Raw genomic sequence first — 17,371 nt, forward strand, 5'->3', positions numbered from 1 at the left:
AACCTAAAGAAGATAGTTGTGACTAAAAATTTGGCATTAGCATGGTCATTTGTGGTGGCCTTAGGCGGTTTCCTTTTTGGATTTGATACCGCGGTCATCTCTGGTGCAGAGCAGTCCGTTCAAAACTATTGGAAGCTCAATGATTTCGAGCATGGGCTAACTATGGCTATCGCATTAATCGGTACTATAGTAGGCGCGGTAATGGGCGCTTATCCTTCCGATAAACTTGGCCGGCGCAATACCTTGTTCCTCGTTGCATTGCTTTATCTCTTTTCTGCTTTGGGGACAGCGCTAGCCCAAGAATGGACAATATTCGTTTTATTTAGACTTCTAGGTGGTATAGGGGTAGGGATAAGCTCGGTGACGGCACCTATCTATATTGCTGAAATTTCTCCCGCCAGCTCTAGGGATAAACTTGTAGGCCTGTTTCAATTCAATATAGTCTTGGGGATCCTTATCGCTTATCTTTCCAATTATTATTTGGATCAGTTGGGCGTACAGTCCTGGCGTTGGATGCTGGGCGTGCAGGCCGTTCCCTCGCTTGTTTTCTTCTTTCTCATCTTTTTGGTTCCCGAAAGCCCTACGTGGCTACTGCTATATAAGCAAGATAAAGAAGGTGCCGAAAAGGTTTTGAGAAAAATGAATCCAGAAAACCATGAGCAAGAATTGGAACGGATAAAACAGCAAAATACACAAAGGGTTGGAACAGCCAAAGATTGGGCAATTCTTTGGGATAGAAAATACCGTTTTCCCGTGGTACTTGCCGTGCTGTTCGTCTTATTCAATCAGGCATCGGGTATCAATACCATTATTTATTATGCGCCACGGGTATTTGAAATGGCAGGTTTGGGCACGCAGGGCTCCTTATTATCAACGGTAGCTATTGGGTTGGTCAATTTTGCCTTTACCCTGATAGCCATCAATTTCATTGACCGGATAGGCCGCCGCAAACTCATGCTGATAGGTTCATTGGGCCTTATAGTTACCTTGCTTATGGTATCTTCCGCATTTTATAGCAAAGATACCGATGGAATGAATATTACCCTATATCTCATGATGTATGTGGCTTTCTTTGCCTTGTCGCAAGGAGCGGTAATTTGGGTTTTTATAGCTGAAATATTTCCCGAAGAGATACGTGCGAAAGGGAAGGCCTTAGGCAGCCTTAGCCTTTGGGTATTAGCGGCACTCGTGACATTCTTTTTCCCTACGGTTACGGCTTTTTTGGGAGGGGGCAATACCTTTTTGTTGTTTGCTATTTGCATGGTACTGCAGTTGGTATTTGTTTGGAAATGGATGCCCGAAACTATGGATAAATCGTTGGAGCGAATGGAGAAAAATATGATAACGCAAACAAGATAATAACGCAATTAAACAGAGTAAACCAATAAAATAAACTGATAAACCAATATGAAGCTATGAAGAAAAGACTATTGTTTCTATTATTTACGATGTCACTTGTTTTTAACGTACGAGGCCAAACGCCGCAAGTTTCGGGCAAAGTGACAGACTTGGGCGGAAAGCCGTTAGATGGGGTAACGGTTACCCTGGAAGGGACTACCACCATTGTGGTTTCCAATAGCGATGGGACCTATTCCATTGCTGCCAAGCCCGGACAAACGCTAATTTTCTCGATAGTAGGTGCTGACGCCGTAAGGCGGACCATTGAGGGCACAGACCAGCCAATAAACGTACAGTTAGACCTCAATTACAACCTCGATGAGGTCGTGGTAACTGGCTACCAAACAGAGAGAAAAAAAGACCTTACCGGTGCGGTAGCCATTGTTGATGTGGAAGAAATGCGCAAACAGGCCGTGGCCAACCCCATGAAGGCTTTGCAAGGACAGGTACCGGGCATGTATATCACGGGCAATGGCGCTCCAAGTTCGCCCGCTACCGTCCGTATACGTGGTGTCGGCACGCTTAATAACAACGATCCATTGTATATCATCGATGGGGTACCTACCAAAGCAGGCATGCATGAGATCAATCAAGCAGATATCGAGTCCATGCAAGTGTTGAAAGACGCTTCCGCGGCCAGTATCTATGGCTCACGTGCCGCCAATGGTGTCATCGTCATTACCACCAAGCATGGCAAGCAGGGTAGCACACAACTCAATGCCAACGTCTATTCTTCCTTGTCTTCCTATGTCAATAGGGTGAAAATGCTGGATACAGAAGGATACGGCAGGGCTTTGTGGCAGGCAAGCGTCAACAGTGGCAGCGATCCCAATGCCAGCGGACTTCCATACCGCTACGATTGGCAGGTCGATCCCAATACTAACTTGCCGGTCCTAAATAACATCTATGTGCCAGAATATTTGGACGAAGCCCATACCATGCGTTCGGCCAATACGGATTGGTTTGACGAGATATCGCAGATCGGTGTAGTGCAAAACTACGACGTGCAATTGTCCAATGGTACAGAAAACGGCAATTACCTGCTTTCACTGGGCTATTTTGACAACAAAGGCGTAGTAAGGACAACAGGGTTCAATCGTATTTCTGCACGATTCAACTCAGACTATAAACTGTTCGACGGCAGGCTAACCATCGGAGAGAACATGAGTTTAACGAAGACGAGGGAGGTGGCCACTACGCCGCTCAACGAGTCTACGCAGGCACTGCCCATTATCCCGTGCACACGGTAGACGGCATAGGCTGGGGCGGTCCTGTCGATGGCATGAACGACAGACAAAATCCCGTTCGTGTCCTCGAAGACAATAAGCAGAACGGTTATCATTATTTGCGCCTATTCGGGAACTTCTTTGCCGATGTGAAGATTTTGCAAAACCTCACCTTCCGCTCCAATGTAGGTATCGACTATGGAAGCAATACATCCAGAAATTGGCAGAAAAAATACCAGTCCGGTTATTTGGTGAACGACGTGAATCGCGTCATCAATCGGCAAAGCAATAGTGTAAAGACTACTTGGTCCAATACACTTAACTACAACCTGGTAATGGATAAGCATCGATTGGATGTATTGGGGGGTACGGAATATTACGTGGAGGATTTCAGTGAGTTCATGGCCTCGCGGGAAGGTTATATCCTGGAGGATCCAGATTACATGTACCTCGATGCAGGCACCGGACTCAAGGACAACGAAGGCTTTGGTGCCAAGCATGTGCTACTATCCTATTTTGCCAAGGCCAACTATTCTTATTTGGACAGGTACTTGCTTTCCGCCACCTTGCGCTATGACGGTTCCTCCCGTTTTGGTGAGAACAACCGCTTTGGTACCTTCCCTGCATTTTCGGCCGGTTGGCGTATCAGTGAAGAGGCCTTTATCAAAAATGCTACCTCCCTATTCGACGATTTGAAATTGCGATTTGGATGGGGGATGACCGGCAATCAGGAAATAAACAACAACGCCATCTATAATATTTACTTGGCTAACTATGATTTTACTTCCTATGACATCAACGGCAATAAAAGTGGTGTCTTGCCCTCCGGTGTGTTCTTGTCCCAAAATGCCAATCCCGATCTGCGGTGGGAAGCCACCAGCATGAGCAATGCAGGTATTGACTTCTCTTTCCTGAACCAAAAGCTATATGGTAGCGTAGACGCCTACTTGAAGAAGACCTCAGATATCCTTTTGCTACCGCCTTATATTGGCACGCTGGGAGAAGGAGGGAATAAATGGGTGAACGGTGCTTCCATGGAAAACAAAGGTCTGGAAATCGTTCTAGGCCATCGGGGCAATATCAACGAAGACCTGAAGTTGGACATTACGGCCAATTTGGATATCGTGAGGAACAAGGTGACGCACCTGCCGGATGAAGTGGTCAATGCATATGGGGGCGACGGCAGGGGGCAAAATATCCTTGGACGTACTTTGGACTCGTATTTTGGATACGTAGCCGACGGCATTTTCAGGACACAGCAAGAAGTAGACGAACATGCCAATCAGCCGGGCAAAGGGATGGGACGTATCCGTTTTGTCGATTTGAACGGCGACGGGGTCATTAACGACTTCGACCGAACTTGGATAGGAGTCCCCATACCCAAATTTACCTATGGCTTTAATGCGGCTGTGAACTATAAAAATTTCGACCTGTCGTTCTTCCTGCAGGGAATAGGTCCCGTAGACGTAAACAATGAATTTAAGATATATACCGACTTCTGGAGTGCCATCGAATCTTCTTCCAATAAAGGAGCTCGTCTCCTGGACGCCTGGTCACCCAGCAATCCCAATTCGGACATCCCTGCGGCATCCTTGACGGACGATAACTGGGAAGCGCGGCTTTCTACCTACCACATCGAGAATGGCACTTATCTGAAATTAAGGAATGCGCAGATTGGCTATACGTTTAGTAAGGAACTGCTGAACAAGCTGAAAATGCAGTCCTTGCGTATTTACGTGGGAGGTGACAACCTGGGGATCTTATACAAATCAGGGTCTTATACGGGCTTGGATCCGGAAAATCCCGGTTTTGGATACCCCAACCCCCTGGTCGTCACGGCAGGTGTTAACGTACGGTTTTAAGTCAATGTGCAATAAAACGATATAGGCAATGAAAAAGATAGTTGAAAATAGATATAAAATTATACTGATGATATGGGCTATGGCTATGGTCAGTAGCTGTAGCAATGTGCTCGATGTAGGGCCAAGGGGCGCCCTCAATGAAGATCAGGTGTCCAATCCAGAGCAGGCAGAAGGTTTCGTGATTGCCGCTTATTCCCAGTTGGGAAATGACGAAATGAACCGCTCTTTTAGCATGTATCAGTACGGTAATGTGCGGGCAGACGATGCCTACAAAGGTGGTGGCGGCATCAATGACGGGGATGTATTCCATTTTATGGAAACATTCACTACCTCGCGTCCCGACCAATGGAATTACGATGTCATGTGGTACAATATATATGTAGGTATAAGAAGGTGCAATGAAGGACTTAGAATCCTCGACAAATTTACCGAGGATGAATATCCTTTGGTGGCAGTACGTAAGGGCGAACTGCGTTTTTTGCGTGGCTATTGGTACCTCATGCTGGAAAACCTGTTTAAGAATATCCCTTATATAGATGAACATGTCGCCGTAGACGACTACAAGCTGGTGCTGAACAACGAATTTACCCGGGATGAGATTCTGGAGAAAATCGCTGCCGATTTTGAATATGCAGTGGAGGTCTTGCCCGCCACGCAACCACAGGTCGGTAGGGCAAACCGTATAGCAGCTTATGCATTTCTTGCCAAAACCAGGCTTTTCCAGGCTTACGAGCAGAGTGCTTCCCACGCGGTAAGCAACATCAATCCTACTCGGCTGGAACAAGTGGTGGCTGCTGCCGATCAGGTGGTCGCCTCTGGCTATAGCCTGCAGCCCGACTTTGCCAATAATTTCTTGCCCGGATCATATGAGAATGGCATGGAGGCACTTATTTCCGTGCAGTATTCTGCCAATGACGGTGTTACCAGCAGTGGCGGTGGCGATACCCGCGGCCGCGTTAACTTTGGCGATATCCTTACCGTACCGCAAGGCATTGGCTGTTGCGATTTCCAAAAGCCATCGCAAACCTTGGTCAATGCCTTTCGTACCAACGCAAATGGAATCCCCTTGTTGGACAATTACAACCAGCAAAACGTAGACTTTGCCATCCACACCGTAGATCCACGTATAGACCATACGGTTTCGAGGCCGGGCGCCCCATGGAAATATGAGCCAAATCGCGTGGTAACTACCTCATGGAGCAGGGCAACAGCCATATATGGCACCTATAACTCCATGAAAGAAAACGTATCGCCAGATTGCGATTGCTTTATAAATATTGCTCCTTTCTTTGGCAATACCAAGGCAAGGATTATGATGCGCTATGCCAACGTGCTCTTGTTTAAGGCCGAAGCCCTGATTGAGCTGGGAAGGCAGGACGAAGCATTGCCACTCATCAATGAAGTGCGCAGCAGGGCAGCGGCGAGTACCGAGAGACTGGTACAAGCAAACGGACAACCAACGTCCAACTATGCCATTGACCAGTACGTGCCCGGAGAAAACATCGTATGGAATCAGGAAAATGCACGCAAGGCAATGCGGTTTGAACGCAGGCTGGAGCTGGCATTGGAGGGCGAACGTTTCTTTGATCTGATGCGTTGGGGCATTGCCGATCAAACGCTCAATGCCTTCTTTAACGCAGAGAGAGGTACAAGGAGTATTTATCAAGGTGCCAATTTCACCAAGGGAAGGGATGAATTCTTGCCCATACCGCAAAATCAGATCTTTTGGAGCGAAAATCGATACGTTCAAAATCCAGGCTATTAAAATTATAAACAATTATGAGGACAATCCATCTATTTCGTAATAACAGTTTATTGCTACTGTTGCTATGCGTGCTCTTTGGGACTTCCTGCTCGAAAGAGGAAAATTCTTCTTTCAATCTGAACGCAGAAGTACAACTAAATGCATTCGCCATTGATGGCATCGAAGGCGACATCAATCAAAATACCGGTGAAATAACTATTGATGTCCCTTTTGGGACCGATATCACCACTTTGGCGCCAGCGTTTACCCTGCGGAGCCCAGAGCGATCCAGCTGCCGGTACTGTGCTCAATTTTACCGGCACCGTAGCCTACCGCATTACCAATGGTAATCTATATAAGGACTATGAGGTCATTGTCAGGATTGTTCCTCCCCTGAACTCATTTGCCATTGAAGGCGTTGAGGGGAACATCGACCACGGTAATAAGAGCGTTTCCCTGTTACTGCCGGACGGCATGGACCTAAGCGCCCTTTCACCGCAGGTAGAAGTGCAAAATGGTATATCCGTGAGTCCAGCCAGTGGTGCGGTGCAAGACTTTACCGAGCCCGTAACCTACACTTTTACCGCTGCTTCATCCAGTGTGGAATATACCGTTACGGTCATCAGCAATTCCATATATGAGTATGCATTCCTCGGTACGGCTGCCAGCAGGGATGCCATTGCCGATGACGACGAAAAGGCCGCTGCCGATTGGTTCTTTGCCAATTATCCGGAATCCGATTACATCTCCTTCCAAAGCATTGGGGCAGGACGTAGGCTGAGCAATTACAAGGTCATCTGGTGGCATCACGATGCATCGCAAGACCTGCCAGCCGCTGCAACCAATGCCACCGTGGTCAATGCCTTGAAGGCCTATCGTGCACAAGGTGGCGGATTGTTGCTTACTACCTATGCGGCTCTCTATCTGGAGACTCTAGGCGTAGTGCCAGCAGGTAAAGGCCCGAACAATGTGTTTGGCGATTTTGGCGATGGCGGTTTCATTGAGTATAATGACGATTGGGGTATTTCATTCCGTGGTAGGGAAAGCCATCCGATATTCCAAGGCATAGAAACATACGATACCGGCAAAGCCAATCTGCTGAGCAAGGGAACCTTTAGAAAGAATCATACCGCCTGGTGGTTCCTGCCCGAGTGGGGCGGATATGGCAATGCGGCCACCTGGCGCGAACAGACCGGTGGCATCAACTTGGCTTCCGAAGCGTGGGACGATTACCTCGATGGTCGTGTAGGTATTGCCGAGTGGCCTAGTGCAGGTCTGCAGGGCAACGTGGTGGTCATTACTTTCGGGGCCTATGACTGGTATTCCGAGCCAAGGAACGGCGGTAGTGACAATGCTTATATTGGCAATATACAGCGACTGACGAAGAATGCCATCGACTATATTAAAAACGATTAGTACAAGCGTAATCTAGAGAAATGATGATGTATTTAAAAGAAATGTTATTGGCAGGGGCCATCATGATGGGATTGAGTGCCTGTAGCAAAGATAATGATACCATTACTTGGCAACCCGAGGAAAGGGAGCGTTTTCTCCTATACCACGAGCCTACAAAAGGTTGGGTAGGCGACGTGATGCCCTATTACATAAACGGGCGCTTTGAAATTTTCTACCTGAACGATGCCACCGACGTGGAGAAACAGAGTAGTACGGGACAGCATCCCATATTCAAACTCTCTACCGACAACTTGGTGGATGTAACGGATGACGGAGAGGTAATCCCATATGGTACCGCCAATACGCAAGATCACTTGATTGGGACGGGATCCATGATACAGGTAGGGGATACGTATTACTTTTACTATACAGGACACAATGGTAGCGCCAGCTGGCTACAGAACAACAATACTGGCTGGGTATCTCCCAATAACCGCGAAGCCGTCATGTATGCCACCAGTAGTGATATGGTCAATTGGACAAAGCAAACCGACTTTATCCTAAAAGCACCATCGGGCTATGCCCGGAATGACTTTAGGGATCCCTATGTATTTTACAATGAAGAATTTGGAGAGTACTGGATGTTGGTGAGTACACAGCAGAACGGTAGGGGGGTATTGTTGCTTTATACCTCCGACAACCCGGGCAATAACGATTGGAAGCTGGATGGGCCCTTAACCATCCCTGATCATGATTACCTCATGTTGGAATGTGCCGATATATTCAAGGTCGGAGACAAGTATTACCTGCTTTTTGGTGAGGACTGGACAGGTACGCCAGGCACGCACTACCGTGTTGCCACTTCAACAAGAGGGCCGTGGCTGAAGCCGGAAAGTGGTAGGGACATGCTTGATGGGCACCAGTTCTATGCAGGTAAAACGGCATCCGACGGCAGTAATCGCTATGCCTTTGCTTGGGCGCATAGACGCAATCCAGAAAACGACAACGGTGCCAGAACCTGGGCAGGAAACTTGATTACGCATGAGATTTATGCTTTATCAAATGGAGAGCTGGCCGTGAGGATCCCTGAAGCTTTTAGCTCAAAGATCAATACGGCCTCTGAATGGAGCGTGGTGAATAAGGAGGGAACTGTGAATGAAAGTAATAACGGATTGGTATTGGCTGATGCCGCATCGGCCACGTTGAATGAATTGGGCGGGACCAATCGCATAACGGCCACCCTTTCGCTGGGTAGTGCAGAGTCCCTTTCCTTGTTCTTTGGCACAGGTGAATCTACGGGTAGCACCTATGAAATTCGGTTCGAGAAAAACAATAATAGAATTGCCGGGTATAATCTAGGCAATGAGGTGACACGTGTACCATTTGATTTTTCCGGTGACGATAGCTATGATATTACCTTGGTAGTGGATGGATCTATCGTAGTCGTTTATGTGAACGATCAAGTAGCACTGACCAACAGAAGCTATGGGCTACAGCATAAAAATTGGAGACTGACGGCGCATGGGGGGCAGGTTTCACTCACGAATTTCAGTACATTTAAGGCCGAATAGCACGGTGGTATATATTAAAGCCATTTTACAAATACGACATATAATGAAGAAAGTAAGCATTGCATTTTACTGTATAGCGGTGGCCATAATGGCTTCTTGTGGCAATCAACAGAACAAAAAGGAAGAGATTATGGACGAGCGGGAGCAATATAGACCCCAATACCACTTTTCGCCCAAAAGTGGATGGATGAACGATCCGAATGGCATGGTTTACCTAAACGGAACTTATCATTTCTTTTTCCAGCATAACCCCGATAGCACCGTTTGGGGGCCCATGCATTGGGGGCACGCCACGAGTACCGATCTGGTACACTGGGAAGAGCAGCCCATCGCCCTGTTCCCCGATAGCTTGGGTACTATCTTTTCCGGTAGTGCCGTAGTAGATAAGGACAATACGGCTGGTTTTGGCGAAAATGCCATCGTAGCCATTTTCACACATCATAATGACGCCATAGAGAAAGAAAGGACCGGCTTGCACCAATACCAAAGTTTGGCTTATAGCACAGACGAGGGAAAGACATGGACAAAATATGAAGGCAATCCTGTACTGCCCAACCCGGGTATCTGGGACTTTCGCGATCCCAAGGTGATGTGGCACGAGGCGTCCAAGCAATGGGTCATGACACTGGCTACCAAGCAAAGCGTTACCTTCTATGCATCTCCCAATTTGAAAGAATGGAATAGGCTCAGCGAGTTTGGCGAAGGGATCGGTGCACACGGCGGCGTTTGGGAATGCCCGGATTTGATCGAGCTGGATAGCGACAAAGGGAAAAAATGGGTGCTGCTTGTCAGCATCAATCCCGGAGGCCCCAACACAGGCTCGGCCACGCAATATTTCATTGGCCAGTTTGATGGCACGCACTTCAAGTCCGACCATACCGACACCCGTTGGATCGATTACGGGCCGGAGGACTATGCCGGTGTCACGTTCTTCAATACGGGCGATAGAAAAATCTTTATTGGATGGATGAACAACTGGGAATATGCCAACGAAATACCGGCGACTACCTGGAGGGGCGGGGCTACCATCGCACGCGATTTGAAGCTGAAGGATGTGGATGGACAACTGTTCGTCGTATCGGAGCCGGTGAAAGAATTGGAGACCATTTACGGAGAGGCGGGCGAAGAGGCAGAAGTAACGGTAACGGATGCCTACGACCTTACCGACAAGGTGAAGCGTTTCAAAGGGCAGTACAGCCTTGAATTTGAGCTGGATGCAGCAAAGGATTTCACGATTCATTTGGTTAATAGTAAGCAGGAAGAGGTGGTGATAGGCTACGATGCCAAGGATAATAATTATTACGTAGATCGCAGCAAATCGGGCAATACCGATTTTAAGGACAACTTCGTGTTGAAGGCAACGGCACCTCGCATTGCCAAGGGCAAGCTATCCTTACGTCTTTTGGTCGATGTCAATTCCGTAGAGCTATTTGCAGATGGAGGCCTTTCCGTACTGTCCAACTTATTCTTCCCCAGTGAAGTGTTAGATGGCTTGCGCATAGCTGCCCCGGAACAATTGACCCTAAAAAACTTGAAGTATCAGGGGATAAATAGTATTCTGTGATGGTGTATAACCGTTGAAGAAAAAGGCCTTTGGTAACTATGCCAAAGGCCTTTTTTATGTCTCCTTCGCCTGCTTTATCAATTCCTCAATGAGTATACGGGCTGCCTTTTTCTGGTATATTTCTTTTTGCCAGATGACGTAGGCGTGCTGTATGATCACCTTGCCATCTTCGCCCTTTATGGGGATGCCCATTAGGTGTGGCCAATTTCTCGCTAAGGACTGCTCGGTCACAATGGTGGCCCAATTGCTGGAGACTACCAGCTCCAGGGTAGATCGTACATCGTTCAGTTCCATGCGTATCCGAGGCTTCAGTCCTTTTTGCTTGAACAGCTTGTCGATGAACCTTCGCGTCCTGAATTCATTTCCAGGTAACACCATTTCCTGTTCCGCAAGTTCTTCGATGCTCACCTCCTTGCGGCCTGCAAGGGCGTTTTGGTCGGATACCGCCATCATCAACCTCGATGTCAGTAGAAATTGTTTGATCAGCTCATCATCGTCGCTCTCGATATGAAAGGTGAGAATAAGGTCGAGCTGGGAGGCGCGCAACTTCTGCTCTAGTACGGCCGAGGTACCATATTCCATATAAGTATGTATTTTGGGGTAACGGGCTGTAAACGAAGCCAGCGCTTTGATAAGTGCGTGAGAGAGCGCATAGGTCACTCCAATGCGCAACTCCCCGGTAGCCAATTGTTGAAGTTCGTTCAAGGCCATTTTGGCCTCATCAGCCTGCTGTAGAATACGTTGTGCATAGCGCAGCAATATGGCACCTGCTTCAGTCAGGTTTTCTATGCGCTTACCTATCCGATTGAATAAAGGAACACCCATCTCGTCTTCCATAAGCTTGATTTGTTGGGATAGGGTAGATTGCGTGATAAAACAAGATTTGGCCGCTTCGGTAAAGTTCATCTTTTCTGCCGCAGCTACAAAATAAGTCAATTGTCGGAGTTCCATACCTGGTCTATATCGGTTTTATCAATAACAACAGTAAGAATAATTCATTAAGCAAATTTACTAAAATACCATACATTTGTAGCAAAGGAATAATCCAATGGGTGCTTGATCCATTTTAGATCCTTCTTAGTCTCTGGGAATGAGACAGTAACAAATTTACCAATTATGACAAAGACACTTTCACCCGGTGCCCGATTCAGGGAAGCCATATTACAGGAAAAGCCACTTCAAATAGTGGGAACTATTAATGCCAACCATGCACTCTTGGCCACACAGGCCGGTTTTAAGGCCATTTATCTATCGGGTGGTGGTGTTGCTGCGGGTTCCTTGGGTATTCCGGACCTAGGTATTACCACATTGGATGACGTGCTCACCGATGTGTCGCGTATTACTTATATATGTGATACGCCCCTGCTGGTAGATGTAGACACGGGATTTGGACCATCTTCATTCAACGTAGCACGTACGGTGAAATCGCTGATAACGGCTGGTGCCGCCGCCTTGCATATTGAGGATCAGGCAGGAGCCAAACGCTGCGGCCACAGGCCAAACAAAGAACTTGTCAGTAAGGAAGAAATGGTGGACCGCATTCGGTCTGCCGTGGATGCCCGTACCGATGAAACCTTTGTAATTGGTGCACGCACGGATGCCTTGGCCGGCGAAGGTTTGGAAGCCGCATTGGACAGGGCCGCGGCCTATGCCGAGGCAGGGGCCGATTTCATATTTGCCGAAGCTGTGCATGACCTGCCCTATTATCTCAAATTCAAGGAAGCAACAGGACTACCCGTACTGGCCAATATCACCGAGTTCGGAATGACCCCTTTGTGGACAACGGACGAACTTAGGGAGGCAGCGGTCGATTTGGTTCTTTATCCCCTGTCGGCATTTAGGGCCGCTAATAAGGCGGCATTGAACGTATTCGAGCATTTGCGAAAAGAAGGAACGCAGAAAAACGTAATTGACACAATGCAGACTCGCCAAGAACTTTATGAGAGCATAGGCTATTATGATTATGAAACAAAGCTGGATGAACTTTTTGCTGCCAAACAGTAATAGCAGCAGCCATTAGATGCTTTCTGAATAAAAAAACGACTAACCATGGAACAAACTATTCAAACTCCAAAACCTAAAAAATCGGTAGCCCTTTCTGGTGTGGCAGCTGGTAGCACCGCCTTATGCACCGTAGGGAAAAGTGGAAACGACCTACATTACCGAGGCTATGATATACACGATTTGGCCGAAAAGGCCAGCTTTGAGGAAGTAGCCTACCTGCTCATACACGAAAAACTACCTACCCACGCGCAATTAAGGGCGTATAAAACCAAGCTGAAGGCATTGAGGGGATTACCACAGATTGCCAAGAAAGTATTGGAAGAGATACCCGCAGCAGCGCATCCCATGGATGTGTTGCGAACCTATACCTCCGTTTTAGGTACCTTATACCCGGAAAAGGATGACCACAATAAACCCGATGCCAGGAACATAGCGGACCATCTGTTGGCCTCTTACCCATCGGCCTTGCTCTATTGGTACCATTTCACGCACAATGGACGAAAGATAGAGACCGAGACTGACGATGACAGCATCGGAGCACATATCCTCCATTTGTTACATGGACAGAAGCCTTCCAAACTTTGGGAAGAGGCCATGCAGATCTCTCTTGTACTCTATGCCGAACACGAGTTCAATGCCTCCACCTTTACAGCTAGGGTGATAGCCGGTACCGGCTCCGACTTCTATTCCTGCATTACCGGTGCCATTGGTGCCTTGCGCGGACCCAAGCATGGCGGCGCAAACGAGGTGGCTTTTGAAATTCAGAGTCGCTATGCTTCGCCTGAGGAGGCCGAGGAAGATATTATAGCGCGTTTGCAGCGTAAGGAGGTGGTCATTGGCTTTGGCCATCCCGTCTATACCATTTCGGATCCCCGGAACGAGATCATCAAGCAAGTGGCCAAGCGCCTGTCAGATAGCGTGGGCGATACGCTGCTTTACGACATAGCCGAAAGGTTGGAATCCGTGATGCAACGGGAAAAGAAGATGTTCCCCAATCTGGACTGGTTCTCGGCGGTTTCCTATCACCTGATGGGTATACCTACCTACTTTTTTACGCCATTGTTTATCATGTCTCGCATTACCGGATGGAGCGCGCATGTCATCGAACAACGCATAGACGGGAAGATCATACGCCCGAGCGCCAATTACATCGGCCCGGATAACCTGGACTTTGTTCCAATTGACCAACGTTAACATTTTTAAAACCATAAAAAACAACAATATACATTTATGTCTTCAGCTATCAGCAACAATATCCGTCCCGATGCCGATCAAGTCTTGATTGATATCGTCGATTATGCCTTAAATTATGAAATCACCAGCGATTTGGCGTGGTCTACCGCCCATTATGACCTGTTGGATACCCTTGGCTGCGGCTTCAATGCCTTGCGTTTCCCTGCCTGTACCAAACTGTTGGGCCCGGTAGTGCCAGGTACCGTCGTGCCCCATGGCACCAAGGTGCCCGGTACTTCCTATCAGTTGGATCCCGTGCTGGGTGCATTCAATATAGGTACCATCATCCGCTGGCTGGATTTTAACGATACGTTCCTGGCAGCAGAATGGGGACATCCGTCGGATAACCTCGGAGGCATATTGGCCGTGGCCGACTGGCTCTCCCGCAAGGCAATTGCCGAGGGAAAAGAGCCTCTGACTGTCAAGACCGTGTTGGAAGGCATGATCAAGGCACATGAGATACAGGGATGCATTGCTTTGGAAAATTCGTTCAACAAGGTCGGATTGGACCACGTTATCTTAGTGAAAATCGCTTCTACGGCAGTAGTAGGTAAAATTCTTGGCTTAAGTCGCGATGAACTCATCAATGCCGTATCATTGGCCTTTGTAGACGGACAGTCCTTACGTACCTACCGCCACGCACCCAATACGGGCAGTCGCAAGTCTTGGGCTGCCGGCGATGCTACTTCCAGGGCGGTGAAATTGGCCCTGATGGCCCAAAAGGGCGAGATGGGCTACCCTTCTGTATTGACAGCACCCGTATGGGGCTTCTATGATGTCTCTTTCAAGGGAAAAAGCTTCCAGTTCCAGCGGGCTTATGGTTCTTATATCATGGAAAATGTGCTGTTCAAGATATCGTTCCCGGCCGAGTTCCACGCACAGACAGCTGCCGAGGCGGCCATGACTATCCATAAGCAGTTGCAGGAAGCAGGCAAGACCGTGGAAGACATTAAGACCATCAAGATACGTTCCCACGAAGCGGCCATTAGGATTATTTCCAAGACGGGACCGCTCTACAACCCGGCAGACAGGGATCACTGCCTGCAATACATGATCGCCGTACCACTCATTTTTGGTCGCTTGACGGCCGAGGATTATGAAGATAAGATCGCATCTGATCCGAGGATCGACGCCCTGCGCGATAAAATGGTGGTGGAAGAAGATCCTCAGTTTACGACAGATTATCACGATCCCGAGAAGCGTTCCATTGCCAATGCGCTCACCGTCATATTCAACGACGATTCTTCACTTCCCGAGGTGGTTGTGGAATATCCCATCGGGCACAAACGCCGCCGTGAAGAAGGTATTCCGCTGTTGATCGATAAATATAAATCCAATCTCGGACTGCTGTTTGCTCAAAAGCAAAAGGAAACCATTCTGGAGCTGTCGCTGGATTATGATAAGCTAGTGGACACTCCCGTGCACGAATTCGTGGATCTATTGGTATTATAGGGGACCTCTGTGCTGCGCGCCCTAGCATGACTAGAGCCGCGCGGTAATAGAGTGAAGAAATAAAAGTATAGAAGGAATTAACTGGCTATGATGAAAAATAAGATTTTTTCGGCCATCAGAATATATTAGAGCAGGTTACATTAATACGAAAGAGACTAACTTAATAAGCGTTATCGTATAAGGGCATCCTAATTATGCATGTTTTGCCAATGCCCCTATACGATACGTGATTTTATTTTTTATCGCAATTATTCAGTTTTAAACACTAGCAATATTTTTTCGATGGTACATCACTATCGGTATCGCTAGCTATTTTATTTTTTTTAACCATAATACCCCTAAGTTAATGAAAAAGCAATTGCCCAATTTATTAACCAATCCCATCATTCATTACAACCTGGATGCGGATAGATTGACAAGCCAAACCCTGGCATTGGGTCAAGGAACGTTAAGTGACACTGGAGCATTAGTAGTTTGTACAGGTGCATTTACTGGAAGAAGTCCCAACGATAAGTTTGTGGTCAAAGATGAAATCACTGTCGACACCGTCGATTGGAATGCGTACAACAAACCCATAGAAGAGCGTTATTTTCATGCCCTAAAAACGGATTTGCTCGCTTTTTTGAACAACCAAAAGGAGGTATGGGTGCGCGATGTATATGCCTGTGCTAGCCCTGCCTTTCGGCAAGGTGTAAGGGTTATCAATGAGACACCGTGGTGCAATCTTTTTGTCGCCAATATGTTCATTGCCCCTACAGTAAGCGAACTGGAAACATTCGAACCGGATTGGCTTATTATCCAAGCCCCCAGTTTTAAGGCTACGGTCGAAAAGCATGGAACCAGACAGGAAAATTTTGCGGTGATTTCGTTTCAGCACAAAACTATACTGATAGGTGGTACGGGCTACACGGGAGAGATAAAGAAAGGCGTGTTTTATGTCCTCAATTTTCTGTTGCCTTATGAGAAGAATGTGCTGAGCATGCACTGCAGCGCCAATGTGGGAGAGCAAGGAGACACGGCCATTTTCTTTGGACTGAGTGGTACGGGCAAAACCACCTTGAGTGCCGATCCCCACCGTCGGTTGGTGGGCGATGATGAACATGGCTGGTCGAATGAGGAGGTGTTCAATTTCGAGGGTGGCTGTTATGCCAAGGCTATTAACTTGACCCAAGAGAGCGAACCGGAAATATATGGAGCCATTAGGCATGGGGCACTGGTGGAAAATGTTGTTTTCTGTCCCGGGACGAAGCAGGTGGATTTTTCGGATATTTCCATCACGGAAAACACCCGCGTAAGCTATCCCTTATCCTATATAGAAAATGCGCTTATTCCGTCCATAGCAGGGCTGCCGCAAAATATTTTCTTTCTCACCTGTGATGCCTATGGGGTATTCCCACCGCTGAGCAGGCTCAGTCCCGAGCAGGCCATGTATTATTTCATCAGCGGCTATACGGCCAAGATTGCGGGTACCGAAGAAGGTATAACAGAGCCACAGGTGACCTTTAGCGCTTGTTTTGGTGCGCCTTTTCTGCCTTTGCACCCAGGCTTTTATGCTAAGATGCTGGGAGAGAAAATCGAGAAATATAAAGTGAACGTCTGGATGGTCAATACCGGTTGGACAGGGGGGAGTTATGGCGTAGGAAGTCGTATCAAACTATCCTATACCCGAGCGATGATCAATGCGGTACTGGACGGAAAGATGGACGATGCGGTCTATGAACCACATGCGGTATTCGGTGTGCAGGTACCCCACTCCGTGCCCGATGTGCCCAGCGAACTTTTAAATCCCATAAATACTTGGGGAGATAAGCGACTTTATGAACAAACGGCGCTGAAACTGGTTCAGAAGTTCAGGACGAATTTCGATTGCTACGCATCGGAAGTATCACCGGAGATATTGGCCGCTGGCCCCAAAAGCTGAA

General features: G+C 47.7%; 13 protein-coding genes. 12 read left to right on the forward strand and 1 reads right to left on the reverse strand.

Features of this window, described 5'->3' with window-relative positions; genetic code table 11:
* The first annotated feature begins 12 nt into the window (after positions 1–12).
* Genes A37S_RS0106130 through A37S_RS0106155 form a run of 8 tightly spaced genes read left to right on the forward strand, consistent with a single transcriptional unit; the run spans position 13 to position 10,760 of the window.
* Entirely contained in the window at positions 13–1,359 is a 1,347-nt protein-coding gene (locus A37S_RS0106130) for a sugar porter family MFS transporter (protein ID WP_084163774.1), read from the forward strand.
* Between the two features lie 56 nt (positions 1,360–1,415).
* On the forward strand, positions 1,416–2,648 hold the full coding sequence (locus A37S_RS27950; protein ID WP_245586327.1) for a TonB-dependent receptor plug domain-containing protein: 1,233 nt from the start codon (positions 1,416–1,418) through the stop codon (positions 2,646–2,648).
* Positions 2,636–4,486 carry a SusC/RagA family TonB-linked outer membrane protein gene (locus tag A37S_RS27955; RefSeq protein ID WP_245586328.1) on the forward strand — a complete coding sequence of 617 codons (1,851 nt, stop codon included), beginning with the start codon at positions 2,636–2,638 and terminating at the stop codon, positions 4,484–4,486. Before A37S_RS27950 ends, A37S_RS27955 begins: the two co-directional genes overlap by 13 nt.
* Positions 4,487–4,514: 28 nt before the next feature.
* Positions 4,515–6,251 carry a RagB/SusD family nutrient uptake outer membrane protein gene (locus A37S_RS0106140; RefSeq protein ID WP_028296228.1) on the forward strand — a complete coding sequence of 579 codons (1,737 nt, stop codon included), beginning with the start codon at positions 4,515–4,517 and terminating at the stop codon, positions 6,249–6,251.
* 14 nt (positions 6,252–6,265) lie between these two features.
* Positions 6,266–6,580, forward strand: coding sequence for a hypothetical protein (locus A37S_RS27715; protein WP_211229731.1), 315 nt, complete (start codon positions 6,266–6,268; stop codon positions 6,578–6,580).
* Positions 6,534–7,646 carry a DUF4960 domain-containing protein gene (locus tag A37S_RS0106145; protein WP_051292773.1) on the forward strand — a complete coding sequence of 371 codons (1,113 nt, stop codon included), beginning with the start codon at positions 6,534–6,536 and terminating at the stop codon, positions 7,644–7,646. The genes A37S_RS27715 and A37S_RS0106145 overlap by 47 nt, the downstream gene beginning before the upstream one ends.
* A 20-nt stretch (positions 7,647–7,666) precedes the next feature.
* Positions 7,667–9,196, forward strand: a complete 1,530-nt coding sequence (locus A37S_RS0106150; RefSeq protein WP_084163776.1) for a glycoside hydrolase family 32 protein — start codon at positions 7,667–7,669, stop codon at positions 9,194–9,196.
* Between the two features lie 43 nt (positions 9,197–9,239).
* Complete coding sequence (locus tag A37S_RS0106155; protein ID WP_028296231.1) at positions 9,240–10,760, forward strand: glycoside hydrolase family 32 protein; 1,521 nt, start codon at positions 9,240–9,242, stop codon at positions 10,758–10,760.
* Positions 10,761–10,814: 54 nt separating this feature from the next.
* On the opposite strand, the gene A37S_RS0106160 is transcribed toward A37S_RS0106155, so the two are convergent.
* Positions 10,815–11,711 (reverse strand): LysR substrate-binding domain-containing protein, encoded by an 897-nt coding sequence (locus A37S_RS0106160; RefSeq protein ID WP_028296232.1) that lies wholly within the window; start codon positions 11,709–11,711, stop codon positions 10,815–10,817.
* 165 nt (positions 11,712–11,876) lie between these two features.
* Between A37S_RS0106160 and prpB the strand changes: the two genes are divergently transcribed.
* The 4 genes from prpB to pckA all read left to right on the forward strand — a co-directional run bounded on the left by prpB (position 11,877) and on the right by pckA (position 17,370).
* Entirely contained in the window at positions 11,877–12,764 is an 888-nt protein-coding gene (gene prpB / locus A37S_RS0106165; protein WP_028296233.1) for a methylisocitrate lyase, read from the forward strand.
* A gap of 45 nt (positions 12,765–12,809) precedes the next feature.
* Positions 12,810–13,958 (forward strand): bifunctional 2-methylcitrate synthase/citrate synthase, encoded by a 1,149-nt coding sequence (prpC, locus tag A37S_RS0106170; RefSeq protein WP_028296234.1) that lies wholly within the window; start codon positions 12,810–12,812, stop codon positions 13,956–13,958.
* 36 nt (positions 13,959–13,994) lie between these two features.
* A complete protein-coding gene (locus A37S_RS0106175) occupies positions 13,995–15,449 on the forward strand; it encodes a bifunctional 2-methylcitrate dehydratase/aconitate hydratase (protein WP_028296235.1) in 1,455 nt (484 codons plus the stop codon).
* Positions 15,450–15,795: 346 nt separating this feature from the next.
* The gene (gene pckA, locus A37S_RS0106180; RefSeq protein WP_028296236.1) at positions 15,796–17,370 is read left to right on the forward strand and encodes a phosphoenolpyruvate carboxykinase (ATP); all 1,575 of its coding nucleotides are present in this window, start codon (positions 15,796–15,798) and stop codon (positions 17,368–17,370) included.
* Position 17,371 lies beyond the last annotated feature (1 nt).

This window comes from Olivibacter sitiensis DSM 17696 (assembly GCF_000427965.1).
Taxonomy (GTDB): domain Bacteria; phylum Bacteroidota; class Bacteroidia; order Sphingobacteriales; family Sphingobacteriaceae; genus Olivibacter; species Olivibacter sitiensis.

What these genes read in the sequence shown, in the direction of transcription:
- A37S_RS27950 (WP_245586327.1), top strand. Translation starts at nt 1,416, where the DNA reads ATGAAGAAAAGACTATTGTTTCTATTATTTACGATGTCACTTGTTTTT.
- A37S_RS0106140 (WP_028296228.1), top strand. Translation starts at nt 4,515, where the DNA reads ATGAAAAAGATAGTTGAAAATAGATATAAAATTATACTGATGATATGG.
- A37S_RS27715 (WP_211229731.1), top strand. Translation starts at nt 6,266, where the DNA reads ATGAGGACAATCCATCTATTTCGTAATAACAGTTTATTGCTACTGTTG.
- A37S_RS0106150 (WP_084163776.1), top strand. Translation starts at nt 7,667, where the DNA reads ATGATGATGTATTTAAAAGAAATGTTATTGGCAGGGGCCATCATGATG.
- A37S_RS0106155 (WP_028296231.1), top strand. Translation starts at nt 9,240, where the DNA reads ATGAAGAAAGTAAGCATTGCATTTTACTGTATAGCGGTGGCCATAATG.
- A37S_RS0106160 (WP_028296232.1), bottom strand. Translation starts at nt 11,711, where the DNA reads ATGGAACTCCGACAATTGACTTATTTTGTAGCTGCGGCAGAAAAGATG.
- prpB (WP_028296233.1), top strand. Translation starts at nt 11,877, where the DNA reads ATGACAAAGACACTTTCACCCGGTGCCCGATTCAGGGAAGCCATATTA.
- prpC (WP_028296234.1), top strand. Translation starts at nt 12,810, where the DNA reads ATGGAACAAACTATTCAAACTCCAAAACCTAAAAAATCGGTAGCCCTT.
- A37S_RS0106175 (WP_028296235.1), top strand. Translation starts at nt 13,995, where the DNA reads ATGTCTTCAGCTATCAGCAACAATATCCGTCCCGATGCCGATCAAGTC.
- pckA (WP_028296236.1), top strand. Translation starts at nt 15,796, where the DNA reads ATGAAAAAGCAATTGCCCAATTTATTAACCAATCCCATCATTCATTAC.